Annotated in this window: 12 protein-coding genes; 7 read left to right on the forward strand and 5 right to left on the reverse strand. The window is 45.6% G+C overall.

What is annotated here, in order from left to right; translation table 11 throughout:
• Positions 1–482: 482 nt before the first annotated feature.
• Complete coding sequence (locus tag F6J94_RS21125) at positions 483–653, reverse strand: hypothetical protein (RefSeq protein ID WP_168166507.1); 171 nt, start codon at positions 651–653, stop codon at positions 483–485.
• Between the two features lie 726 nt (positions 654–1,379).
• Between F6J94_RS21125 and ald the strand changes: the two genes are divergently transcribed.
• The 6 genes from ald to F6J94_RS21155 all read left to right on the forward strand — a co-directional run bounded on the left by ald (position 1,380) and on the right by F6J94_RS21155 (position 5,590).
• Positions 1,380–2,471, forward strand: a complete 1,092-nt coding sequence (gene ald, locus F6J94_RS21130) for an alanine dehydrogenase (protein WP_293020198.1) — start codon at positions 1,380–1,382, stop codon at positions 2,469–2,471.
• Between the two features lie 54 nt (positions 2,472–2,525).
• The gene (locus F6J94_RS21135) at positions 2,526–2,750 is read left to right on the forward strand and encodes a hypothetical protein (protein ID WP_293043908.1); all 225 of its coding nucleotides are present in this window, start codon (positions 2,526–2,528) and stop codon (positions 2,748–2,750) included.
• 121 nt (positions 2,751–2,871) lie between these two features.
• Positions 2,872–3,483 carry a bis(5'-nucleosyl)-tetraphosphatase (symmetrical) YqeK gene (gene yqeK / locus F6J94_RS21140; protein ID WP_293020286.1) on the forward strand — a complete coding sequence of 204 codons (612 nt, stop codon included), beginning with the start codon at positions 2,872–2,874 and terminating at the stop codon, positions 3,481–3,483.
• A gap of 168 nt (positions 3,484–3,651) precedes the next feature.
• Positions 3,652–4,059 carry a ribosome silencing factor gene (rsfS, locus tag F6J94_RS21145; protein WP_070392641.1) on the forward strand — a complete coding sequence of 136 codons (408 nt, stop codon included), beginning with the start codon at positions 3,652–3,654 and terminating at the stop codon, positions 4,057–4,059.
• 25 nt (positions 4,060–4,084) lie between these two features.
• Entirely contained in the window at positions 4,085–4,591 is a 507-nt protein-coding gene (locus F6J94_RS21150) for a CGLD27 family protein (protein WP_293020192.1), read from the forward strand.
• A 45-nt stretch (positions 4,592–4,636) separates the two neighbouring features.
• Complete coding sequence (locus F6J94_RS21155) at positions 4,637–5,590, forward strand: asparaginase (RefSeq protein ID WP_293043910.1); 954 nt, start codon at positions 4,637–4,639, stop codon at positions 5,588–5,590.
• Here F6J94_RS21155 and F6J94_RS21160 read toward each other — a convergent pair.
• The gene (locus F6J94_RS21160; RefSeq protein WP_293043912.1) at positions 5,587–5,775 is read right to left on the reverse strand and encodes a hypothetical protein; all 189 of its coding nucleotides are present in this window, start codon (positions 5,773–5,775) and stop codon (positions 5,587–5,589) included. The genes F6J94_RS21155 and F6J94_RS21160 overlap by 4 nt on opposite strands.
• A gap of 5 nt (positions 5,776–5,780) precedes the next feature.
• On the opposite strand from F6J94_RS21160, the gene F6J94_RS21165 reads away from it, so the two are divergent.
• A complete protein-coding gene (locus tag F6J94_RS21165) occupies positions 5,781–6,038 on the forward strand; it encodes a hypothetical protein (protein ID WP_293043914.1) in 258 nt (85 codons plus the stop codon).
• Between the two features lie 337 nt (positions 6,039–6,375).
• Here the strand turns inward: F6J94_RS21165 and F6J94_RS21170 are convergent, their stop codons facing one another.
• The 3 genes from F6J94_RS21170 to F6J94_RS21180 form a co-directional block, all read right to left on the reverse strand.
• Positions 6,376–6,771, reverse strand: a complete 396-nt coding sequence (locus F6J94_RS21170; protein WP_293043916.1) for a hypothetical protein — start codon at positions 6,769–6,771, stop codon at positions 6,376–6,378.
• A gap of 13 nt (positions 6,772–6,784) precedes the next feature.
• Positions 6,785–11,002, reverse strand: coding sequence for a WD40 repeat domain-containing protein (locus tag F6J94_RS21175; protein WP_293043918.1), 4,218 nt, complete (start codon positions 11,000–11,002; stop codon positions 6,785–6,787).
• Positions 11,003–11,134: 132 nt separating this feature from the next.
• The gene (locus tag F6J94_RS21180) at positions 11,135–11,584 is read right to left on the reverse strand and encodes a hypothetical protein (protein WP_293043920.1); all 450 of its coding nucleotides are present in this window, start codon (positions 11,582–11,584) and stop codon (positions 11,135–11,137) included.
• Between the last annotated feature and the right edge of the window lie 324 nt (positions 11,585–11,908).

Raw genomic sequence — 11,908 nt, forward strand, 5'->3', positions numbered from 1 at the left:
GTGCCCCACGGTACGTTATATATTTTGAATTTGCTACTTTACTGGTTTTCGGTATCTGTTAAGATCCATGCGTTTTAGAGGTTTTTCGCGCCTCGTGTACTAGCATCGCTTTACGTCGTTATTAATTATTGAGGTAGTACCGACGAATCCTACCTGTGCTAGGCTACACACTTAATATATTATACACCTTTTTCTAATAAATTCTGGAAAAGCCGCCCTAAAAGGGCAAGGCTTGAGACCCATTATTTTGGTCAGAAGTGCCCAACTAGAGCACTAACTTAGTTGGAGGACTTCACTGTTATTGAGAGAGATATATATAATTCTTCGATATCCCCAGAGCAACCGGGAAATTTAAGATCAATTTCGCCAATCCTGGGAACTATGGCAGCGTTTATTCTTGAAAGCGCTTACAGGAGTAGGCCAGTAGCTTAAGCGACTCTCCTACTGACCGACTCTCCCACTGACCGACTCTGGGACTAGTTCTACTGTAAGCCTAACCAGGTTAATAAGTCTTGACCAGTAAAGTATTCAATTGCCAGAGTCAAAATAAAACCAATCATGGCAGCTCTACCATTCAAGCGTTCTGCGTAATCATTAAACCCAAACTTAGGTGACTGGAGTTGAGGGACTTTAGAGGGTTGGGGTTGCGTCATAGTGATAAAAGTTGCCAAGCTATAGTAGAGTTACGTGAAGTACCCTAGCCTGCTTCGCTGAGAATGCGTTCGCGTAGCGTGGCCTACGGCCATGGGATTGCTCGCATTCTCAACTCAATCAGGGACGGTCTTATTCGTCTTTCGGGTTTCCCGTTTCATCCGCCGATGCCTCAAACAGCAAGCTGCAATACGGTCTTACTCAGCGTCCACAGGCAGACATCCGCCTTCCGCAGACGTATAGTTTACTCGACAGACTCACCTTGGAATTACAGCACTATGGCTAACCAGCCGGGGCAAGTCTCTTCCCTGAGCTCTGCTAGTACTTTGTACACCTAATGGCCTAAAAACTGATAGGATATTAGACCATTTGTAAGGTAGCCTTTTAGTCAGTCAGGCGGGTCAGCAACCATCTTTATTCTAACATGAACCGTGATGATTTGTCATCAAAAGTTGTCGTCTCGCTATCCATCCTAGAGACGAAACCGATAGATAGGGTCGCCTTAATCAAAAAGTTTTAACCAAAGGTGCGCTTGACCCGTAATTAAATTCGCCACGGGTCGCACCTCTTTTATGCATAGCCGACTAACCATAAAGGCGACCCTATCCTTACGGTAACTTCAACACCCTGGAAGAGGGTGGGGAATTCCGCGAGTTTTGTTAACTTTACTAATTTTAACATTTAGATCATATTTAAATACAGCACCAGTACGCTAAAGAGGTAAAAGCATGGAAATAGGTGTTCCCAAAGAAACGAAAGATCAGGAATTTCGTGTGGGATTAACCCCCAGTAGTGTCAGGGTTTTACAAGAAGCGGGTCATACAGTTTTCATTGAAACTAATGCTGGCACTGGTGCTGGCTTTACCGATGAAGACTATCAGCGTCAGGGAGCCAAAATTGTCTTAGACGCGGCTGAGGCTTGGAATCGGGAACTAGTAGTCAAAGTCAAAGAACCCCTAGCGCCAGAGTATCCCTTGCTTCAAAAAGGACAGCTGTTGTTTACTTATCTACACTTAGCCGCTGACCGCCCTTTAACCGAGCAGTTGCTGCAATCGGGGGTGATTGCGATCGCATATGAAACAGTAGAACTCCCAGACCACACCCTACCGCTGCTAACCCCGATGAGCATTATTGCTGGTCGTCTTTCCGTACAATTTGGAGCCAGATTTCTGGAGCGTCAGCAGGGGGGAAGAGGGGTGCTGTTAGGCGGTATTCCCGGAGTTAAACCAGGTAAGGTGGTAATTCTTGGTGGCGGAGTTGTCGGTACAGAAGCCGCCAAAATCGCTGTGGGGATGGGAGCGAGAGTACAGATTTTTGATATTAATGTTCAACGGTTGAGTTATTTAGAAACTATCTTTGGCTCAAGAATTGAACTCCTCTACAGCAATTCAGCAGAAATTGAAGCGGCTGTTACTGATGCTGACCTGTTGATTGGGGCAGTGTTAGTCCCTGGTCGTCGTGCTCCCATTTTAGTCCCGCGCTCTCTGGTCAAACAAATGGTTACTGGCTCAGTGATTGTAGATGTTGCTGTGGATCAGGGAGGCTGTATTGAAACATTACGACCCACATCCCATACCAATCCCATTTATATCGAGGAGGGTGTCGTTCACTATGGGGTGCCTAATATGCCTGGAGCTGTTCCCTGTACATCAGCTGTGGCTCTAAACAATAGTACTTTCCCCTACGTACTCAGTCTGGCCAATCAGGGGTTGAGCACTCTGGAAAATAATCCCGCTCTAGCCAAGGGCGTTAATGTCCAGAATCACCAGTTGGTTCATCCAGCAGTCCGAGAAGTGTTTCCCGATTTAGCTGATGGCTAAGGTTTTATTGCTATAGCAATCTTAAATGATTACTATAGCAATCCTAAATCAATTGTGAGAATTTTTCGTAAGCATTCAGCTATCAGCCGTCAGCTATCAGGCATTGCTGAGGGGCGGAATGAATATGAGTGGGGTGGGCATCCTGCCCGCCTGAAAATTGGAACGGGCAAGATGCTCATTCCACAACTCCCTACTCCCTACTCCCTACTCCCTACTCCCTACTCCCTACTCCCTACTCCCTACTCCCTTTCCTTTAACATTTTCTTGCTAAAGTCTTGAGAAAATGTTTTAATAGAAATATCGATTAGTGTCCGCTAGCTTAAAAAAAGTTGTTAAATTTTTATTAAAAAAAGAATTAGCGACTGTTACCAATTACATGTCTTAGGAGCTTTTTAAGGTGATGCGTGATCAGGTGTTAACCTGGTTAGCAGATAATGTGCCGTCTTCTCGGCTACAGCATATATTGCGAGTTGAACAAATGTCCGTTGAACTCGCTGAGCTTCATCATATCAATGCTCAGCAGGCAGCTCAAGCAGGGTTGTTGCACGACCTAGCCAAATGCTTTAAGCCTGAGCGCTTGTTGCAAATGGCTAGAGATAATGCCATAGAAGTCGATCCAGTCTGTGAAGCCGCGCCTCACTTATTGCATGCAGATGTCAGTGCTATTGTTGCCCAAGAGCAATTTGGAGTCAAAGATGAAGCAGTATTGCAAGCGATCGCTCTTCATACTTTAGGACGTGAGGGGATGACACCCCTCAGTTGTGTGGTGTTTATTGCTGATACGATTGAGCCAGGTCGTGGTGAGACACCGGATTTACAAACCTTACGAAATCTCTCTAAGCAAGACCTATACAAGACTGTTTGGTTAGCCTGTGACTACTCGTTAAAATTCCTGCTAGAGAGTCCTCGTCCCATTCACAAACGTATGATATTGACTCGAAACTGGGCGCAACAGATGTCCAGGAAGACAACAGCTAAAAGAGACTGTAAGACAGATTGTGTAAATGCCTAAAGTCCCATGTGCCTAGCTTTCAGGAACGTTTCGTCAATAGCAGTGTGAGTATCAAATGAAGAAGCAACGAAAAGAAATGAAAAGAATTGTACAGCAAGTGATTAACCACAAGAAAACTTAATTACTATTAGAACAGATTGTTTTGTAGAGCGAGGAATCAAACGCTTAATGAGAGATCAAAATAATAAGCCCTCCACCTTAGTAACCCCTGATACCGAACACCAGGATGCTAGCTATGGGTTAGCACTAACCGTTGCTCAAGCAGCAGATGACCGCAAGGGTGCAGATATTGTGATTCTGTCGGTGTCAGAGGTATCGTACATCACAGATTACTTTGTAATTGTGACCGGGTTTTCTAGGGTACAGGTCAGGGCAATCTCTCAGTCGATTGAACAGCAAGTAGAAGAGGCATGGAACCGTTTACCTGTGCGAACAGCAGGAAAAGCAGAGGGAATCTGGATACTTCAAGATTACGGTGACGTGATTGTCCATATCTTGCTGCCTGAAGAACGGAAGTTCTATAATCTCGAAGCATTCTGGGGCCACGCGGAGCAGATTGAGTTTCAGGCATCCTAATTGCAGCACTCACAAAAGAATAATCATGAAATCTCCTGTTTATGTATGTCCTGTTCCAGAAGAGCAGCAACCCATAAATGAATACCAAGAACTAAAAGAATCTTGGTTTTTTAACTGGGCAAGGCTGGAACTACCAAATTATGTGATCAAGCTGGCGTGGGTTTGGGGGTTGAGCTGGCTGATTTCAGGGCCGATAGCAGCCGTGAGTTTTCCACCCCAAAAAGCTATAATCAAGTTTCTGCTCTGTGGTGGAGCAGGAGCAAGTATCTTCTTGATTTTAACTTTGCTGCGGTTATACCTGGGTTGGTTCTATGTAGGCGATCGCTTGATCAGAGAAACCATAGTCTACGAGGAGTCAGGCTGGTATGACGGTCAAACCTGGACAAAAACTCCAGAAATTTTGGCTCGCGATCGCTTAATTGTTTCTTATGAACTCCAACCAATTTTGCGACGTTTACACTGGACGTTCGGATTTTTGATTATAGTCGTGATTGGTGGCAACATAATTTGGCATGTGTTATCAGCCACCTAGCTCGATTGCTCCAACTAAGCTATAGGGTAGCTTTAAGTCTAATCCATGACCAGGGGAAAACGTACTCAAACACGAGCCTTAGAAGTCCGTTTACTACGGGAAGGCATTATCGAATCAGTTCATTCAGCTCAAGCGGTTGTTTGTGATGACCGGGGACGGATGTTATATGTTGCGGGTAACCCAGAAACCTCAACATTTATTCGCTCTGCACTCAAACCTTTCCAAGCCTTAGCGGTCACTACCACAGGTACCCTTGAGCGTTACAATCTCACCGACCGAGACTTGGCTATTATGTGTAGTTCCCATCACGGCACGATGGAGCAGGTAAGGCAGGTCTTTAATATTCTTTGGCGCTGTGATGTTGACCCCTCAGCACTACAGTGTCCCATTCCCCCAGGTAAGGAAAGCTCACTCCAGCATTGCTGTTCTGGTAAACATGCTGGAATGTTGGCTGTTTGTCAACAAAGGCAGTGGCTAATCAAGAGCTATTTGGAGTATAATCATCCCGTGCAAATGTTAATCTTAAGCCAAGTAGCGGAGCTGCTACAGATGCCGGAGCAAGAGTTAATTCTGGCTCACGACGACTGTGGCGCTCCGACTTATTTTTTACAGCTACGGCAAATGGCATTATTGTACGCTCTGCTCTCTTCTGGTAATAATCTGGCCATGGAGCGTATTGTGCGCGCCATGATCAGTCATCCCCAGATGGTGTCCGGGGATGGGGGATTTGATACAGAACTGATGCGATTATCCGAAGGGGAACTGGTCAGTAAATCGGGAGCACAAGGGGTTCAATGTATCGGTCGCGTTGGGCAGAATATGGGTCTAGCCATTAAAGTCCTCGATGGCGCAAAATCTGCTAAGTATGCTGCAGCCATTGCCCTACTTAAGCAAATGGCTTGGATTACTCCTTCGGTGGCAGATACCTTGGAGTCGATGTTTATTAATCTCAGTAAATACAAGCGTTTAGAGGTGGTTGGTGAGTTATCTATGCCTTAAGAGGTGAGCTTATAGCGGTTTTCAATTCGGTCAGGTACAAATTCTTGGGTTTTAGGGAGCAGGGAGCAGGGAGCAGGGAGCAGGGAGCAGGTAAGAGGGAAGTCGGAAGTGGGAAGATAGTTATGAAAAACGCTGTATAGCTTTTGTATCTCGGTTGTCAATATGGGAATTGGCAAAAAAGGCAATAGGCATGCTAGCAATAGGGCCAATAGCTCCGAGCTTGTATTTTCCCGATTCCCGATTCCCGACTCCCGACTCCCGATTCCCGATTCCCTACTCCCTACTCCCCACACCCCGCTTGTATTTTCCCGACTCCCGACTCCCGATTCCCTACTCCCTACTCCCTACTCCCTACTCCCTACTCCCTACTCCCAGAGCACTGCTAGAACTAATTTCAGAAATTTCCAATTTCCCCTTGCCACTTTTGGAAATTAGGTGTTATAGTTAAAAAGACGACGCGGGATAGAGCAGCCTGGTAGCTCGTCGGGCTCAACAATCAAGTTAGCTAGACGCTTAATAGCGAGCTTGAGCATGGGCGGCACGAAGATAAATCTCCGTGTGTTTACCTGTCAAATTCGGGGAAGCCTGTAGCGAGGTAATCCCGAGCCAAGCTCCCAAAGGGAGAAGGTGTAGAGACTGGTTAGGCAGGCACCCTAACGTTTAAGGCGAGGGTGAAGGGACAGTCCAGACCACAAACTGGAAGATCCAGGCAACGAAAGTTGTAGTTGGTACGCATAACCCGAAGGTCGGTGGTTCAAATCCGCCTCCCGCCACCAAATAGAATATCACAAAACCCTGCAAGGTTTATTTTTGCGGGGTTTTGTGATTTTAGGGAATCGGGAAAAGAATGAATAGCAGTAGAGTGGGCATCCTGCCCGCCGGATCAATAGCAGTAGAGTGGGCATCCTGCCCGCCCCAAAATAAGCATGAAACTGGCAAGATGCCAGTTCCACCAAGATGCCCATTCCACCAAGATGCCAGTTCCACCAAGATGCCCATTCCACCAAGATGCCAGTTCCACCAAGATGCCCATTCCACCAAGATGCCCATTCCACCAAGATGCCCGTTATCAATATTTTCGTGGCACAGGCTTCGACGCTGGGACGACCTAACTCTAAGCATGTCCATAGCGCATAAGCTGACGGCTGATAGCTGACCGCTGACCGCTGACTGCTGACCACTGACCGCTTACTATTACCGTAAGCTTTCTAACACCTCTTTTGTAAAAGGATTTTCACCATTCTTGAGAGCGTCAACCCAACCCTGCCGTTGTGCTTTGTCTTCTTCATCATCTGTCCATTTAATGAACTGCTCAAAGTCTTCAATCGCACCCTTACGATTACCCGTTAACGCCCTAGCCAAACCCCGACTATCGATATAATCTTCATCATCTGGTGTCAGTTCAATTGCTTTTTCACAGGCAAACATTACTTTATCAGCTTGGTTGTACAGGCTACCATACCAACAAAGTCCATTCCAATCATTGGCAGAAATTTCTAAATTAGGATCTAGCTCTTGAGCTTTTTTGTAGCTTGCTAATGCCTGATCAACTTTACCTTCAAATACTAATCCCATCCCTTGACGAACAAAAAATGGTGCTGCAATTTTTCTTGCTTTAGCTTGAGGGTCAAACTCTAAACTGGGGTTAAGTTCTAAGGCTTTTTCAAACTTAGAAATCGCCTCATTAATCTTACCCTTATCTGCTAATTTATCTCCTTGTAAAAGGAAAACTGTTGCTGAAGCTTCCACCCCACAAAGATAGCGCTCCTTATCACTGACATCAGGGTTATTTTTTAGGTAGTCATTCACCCCTTTACAAGCGTGTTTGAGGAGTTCATCTCGGTTAAAGTTCCACAATTTCACGGTCTTGTCCAAACTAGCAGAAGCGAGGTATTTACCATCTTGGCTGAAGGTGATAGCCCTGACCGAACCCTGATGCCCAGTCAAGGTTTCAACCAATTGCCCCTCTCGCGTCCACAATTTCACGGTCTTGTCCAAACTAGCAGAAGCGAGATATTTACCATCTCGGCTGAAGGTGACATGATTGACCGAACTTTGATGGCCAGTTAAGGTGTCCACCAATTTGCCCTCTTGCGTCCATAATTTCACTGTATTTTCCCAACTAGCAGAAGCGAGGTATTTCCCATCCGGGCTGAAGGTGACATGAGTGACCGAATCCTGATGGCTAGTGAAGTTGCCCACCAATTTGCCCTGTGCTGTCCACAATTTCACGGTATTGTCATAACTAGCAGAAGCGAGGTATTTACCATCTCGACTGAAGGTGACATGAGTGACAAAATCCTGATGGCCAGTCAAGGTGTCGAGCAATTTGCCCTGTGCTGTCCACAATTTCACGGTCTTGTCATAACTTGTAGAAGCGAGGTATTGACCATCCGGGCTGAAGGTGACATGAGTGACAAAATCCTGATGGCCAGTCAAGGTGTCGAGCAATTTGCCCTGTGCTGTCCACAATTTCACGGTATTGTCCTCACTTGTAGAAGCGAGGTATTGACCATCCGGACTGAAGGTGACATGATTGACATTACCCTGATGGCCAGTGAAGGTGTGCAGCAATTTGCCCTGTGCTGTCCACAATTTCACGGTATTGTCCTCACTTGTAGAAGCGAGGTATTGACCATCCGGGCTGAAGGTGACATGATTGACAAAATTCTGATGGCCAGTCAAGGTGTCGAGCAATTTGCCCTGTGCTGTCCACAATTTCACGGTATTGTCCCCACTAGCAGAAGCGAGGTATTGACCATCCGGACTGAAGGTGACATGCTTGACCCAAGCCTGATGGCCAGTCAAGGTGTCCACCAATTTCCCCTCTGCTGTCCACAATTTCACGGTATTGTCATAACTAGCAGAAGCGATGTATTGACCATCCGGACTGAAGGTGACATGATTGACCCAAGCCTGATGGCCAGTTAAGGTGTCCACCAATTTGCCCTGTGCTGTCCACAATTTCACGGTATTGTCCCCACTAGCAGAAGCGAGGTATTTCCCATCCGGGCTGAAGGTGACATGATTGACATTACCCTGATGGCCAGTTAAGGTCTCCACCAATTTGCCCTGTGCTGTCCACAATTTCACGGTATTGTCACGACTAGAAGAAGCGAGGTATTTCCCATCCGGACTGAAGGTGACATGATTGACATTACCCTGATGGCCACTCAAGGTCTCCACTAATTTGCCCTGTGCTGTCCACAATTTCACGGTCTTGTCCCCACTAGCAGAAGCGAGGTATTGACCATCCGGACTGAAGGTGACATGCTTGACCCAAGCCTGATGGCCAGTTAAGGTGTCGAGCAATTTGCCCTGTGCTGTCCACAATTTCACGGTCTTGTCCCCACTAGCAGAAGCGAGGTATTGACCATCCGGACTGAAGGTGACATGATAGACCTCTCTGAGATGGCCAGTTAAGGTGTGCAGCAATGTGCCCTGTGCTGTCCACAATCTCACGGTATTGTCCCCACTAGCAGAAGCGAGGTATTTACCATCTCGACTGAAGGTGACATGAGTGACCGAACTTTGATGGCCAGTTAAGGTGTCGAGCAATTTGCCCTGTGCTGTCCACAATTTCACGGTATCGTCACTACTTGCAGAAGCGAGGTATTTCCCATCTGGGCTGAAGCTGACATGATTGACCTCACCCTGATGGCCACTCAAGGTGTCCACTAATTTCCCCTGTGCTGTCCACAATTTTACGGTACTGTCACTACTAGCAGAAGCGAGGTATTTCCCATCCGGGCTGAAGGTGACATGACGGACATCACTCTGATGGCCAGTCAAACGGTTAATCTCTCTTGGTTGAGAGAGAGCCTCTTGTAGCAAGTTTGCACCTGCTATCAAAATATCTGTCGTTGGTTTCTTTGCTTCCTGCAATTCTTGATTTACTTCAATTGCATCCAACTGAACATCTAAGGTTTCCTCTCCTGAGACTAAACGAGACTTTAACCCTGCAATGTCAGCTTTGAGATTTGCATTGTTTTCAGCGATAAGTGCCTCATCCCTTTGCCAAACAGCAACTACTGCTAGTCCAGAAATTGCTACAAATACTATTGTTACAAATCCTATAATGCTTTGAAACTGGCGTTTTTGGTATTTCTGACTCAAGCCAATAAACTCTTGTTCAGCTTCGGATAGTTCCTCCCGACGTTCTTTAAGTTTTTCCTGTGCCTGGACTAAAGCAGCTCCCCGCAATAACAGTCCCTTATCCCGGTTCATCTCCTGCCAGTGACCCATAGTAGCTCGGATTCTTTCTTGCCAAGCACGGAATTCTCGGTCTGTTTCCATCCATGCTTTCAGTTGCCCCCAGTTACGAATTAAAGCCTCATGAACTACCTCCACGGTTTCTTGTTCAGCATTTTTAGCACTGGTGACAACGGTGCGACTGGTAACCACTAACCGGGCATCTGCTAATCGTTTAACTAATTTCCAGTTGGTCTCCTTTAATTCTACTTTGGTGGCGACTCGTCTAGTATCTTCTGTACCTTCACCGGGACGTACTAATTGAATAAATATCCGCCTTACCCGTTCTTGTTCCTCTGGCTGAAGTTTACTAAATTCCCGATCAGCATAGCTGGTTAAAGCACCAGAAACTTCACCGATTTCTTCATAGGCTTGGTGGGTTAATTGTTTGCTGGTGCGTTTTTTCCAAAGTTCAGTTAGGGCAAATTCCAACAGAGGTAAATTCCCTGGTTCTTTATCCACATCTTTGAGAATGCGTTCCACCAGTCCGCTTTCAAAACTAACCCCTACTTTTTGGGCTGGCTTTTCAATTACGTCTCTGAGTTCCTCTGGATTCATGGAACGGATTTGAACATTCACCTTGCGCCAGACATCCGCTAAGGGAGGATAGGACAACACATTCCCTAAAAAATCTGCCCGCATGGTGGTTACTAACACCGTTGATGAAGAAGATTGTTCAGGGCAAGATTGAAATGTGTTGGAGAGGGTATCGAGAAATTTGCGACGGGTTTTCTCATCCCTACACAGGGTGTAGAGTTCTTCAAATTGGTCAGCAATTAGTAAAATTCTCTGGTTAGGATGATTCTGATGAATTGTGGCAAAGACATCAGATAAAGGTAATTCATCACCACTAAAAGATATAGCCAACTTACGAGCTTGGATGATTTTGTCAGTAGAATCCAGGTCAGATCTGTATAGAGGAACTAGGGCTTGAGCTAGAGCCAGAAAAGGGTCTTTACCAGGACGAAAATGGGTAAATTGCCAATGTCCGGCTTTTACTAATTTCGGCACTAATCCCGCTAGAACTACGGAGGATTTCCCACTACCTGATGCCCCCAATACCGGAATAAAGTTACGAGTTTGAGTCGCTTTAAATAGTTCTTCTATAAAAACATCACGCCCAAAGAAATACTCAGCTTCCTTGGGACTGAAGTGAAACAACCCTTGATAAGGGCATGGTAGATTGTCACTAGCTGTAGATTGATCTAAATCTTTGGAAGTAGTGCTGCTTTCCTTGTGGTAAAAGTAATTGATAATTTGGATTTGTTTAACCTGCTCCCCAGGCGACTTCGGCTAATGTTCCGGAGGATTATTGTAGTTAATGGTTACTGTATGACCACTACCACCTTGAATCACAGGAGATTTATTATCCTTGTTGTTATTGACTTCACCACCAGATACCTTGTTGTAATTCACCTCACCACCAGATACTTGCCAGTTTTCCCCTTCCAGGTGGTTCAAATTCTTAATTTCTCTGGCTAATGCTTTAATCTCCTGGGCAAATTGAGAATCTGCTTCCATCGCCTCTTCTAAATATTTAGATACAACTTCTACATCAGTATCTGAACCGTATTCAGCAGAGCGTAAAGCTTTTTCTGCCTTGGGATTACAACTTAACTTATCAATAATCTTCTGGCGCAGTAGATTCACTTTTTCTAGGGCTGCCTCAGTGAACTTTTCTACTGTAGTTTCCGCAGCTTTCGTACCGATAAAAGCAAGGGTGACAATAGCTAAAGCAGACATAGATTCCATATATTACTGAGTGAAAAATAGGCGAAATTAACTAGGAATACAAGGAACAAATACAGAAAAATTATTTGTAATCCAGATTAACTCTGATAAAATAAATGAACATCCATGAATTGGCTTAGGTACGTTCGACTCAGTTATCGAAGTGGGTGACTATAGTCTTTGGGCTACGCTACGCGATCGCATTTAGTACTCGATTCTAGTTTCTGCACCAGCGAAAGTCACACAACAACCCAAACCACAGTATCTCAGTGGTAGACTGCAAACAGATCACAAGTGCAGTCACTAGGGATAAGGCTGTTGGGAAGGGTGAATCTC

It is taken from the genome of Moorena sp. SIO1F2, from assembly GCF_010672755.1.
In the GTDB taxonomy this organism is placed as follows: Bacteria; Cyanobacteriota; Cyanobacteriia; order Cyanobacteriales; family Coleofasciculaceae; genus Moorena.

Bases quoted from the DNA above. Each gene is read 5' to 3' on its own strand.
- F6J94_RS21155 (WP_293043910.1), top strand. From the start codon at position 4,637: ATGACCAGGGGAAAACGTACTCAAACACGAGCCTTAGAAGTCCGTTTA.
- ald (WP_293020198.1), top strand. From the start codon at position 1,380: ATGGAAATAGGTGTTCCCAAAGAAACGAAAGATCAGGAATTTCGTGTG.
- rsfS (WP_070392641.1), top strand. From the start codon at position 3,652: ATGAGAGATCAAAATAATAAGCCCTCCACCTTAGTAACCCCTGATACC.
- F6J94_RS21150 (WP_293020192.1), top strand. From the start codon at position 4,085: ATGAAATCTCCTGTTTATGTATGTCCTGTTCCAGAAGAGCAGCAACCC.
- F6J94_RS21125 (WP_168166507.1), bottom strand. From the start codon at position 653: ATGACGCAACCCCAACCCTCTAAAGTCCCTCAACTCCAGTCACCTAAG.
- F6J94_RS21180 (WP_293043920.1), bottom strand. From the start codon at position 11,584: ATGTCTGCTTTAGCTATTGTCACCCTTGCTTTTATCGGTACGAAAGCT.
- F6J94_RS21165 (WP_293043914.1), top strand. From the start codon at position 5,781: ATGCTAGCAATAGGGCCAATAGCTCCGAGCTTGTATTTTCCCGATTCC.
- yqeK (WP_293020286.1), top strand. From the start codon at position 2,872: ATGCGTGATCAGGTGTTAACCTGGTTAGCAGATAATGTGCCGTCTTCT.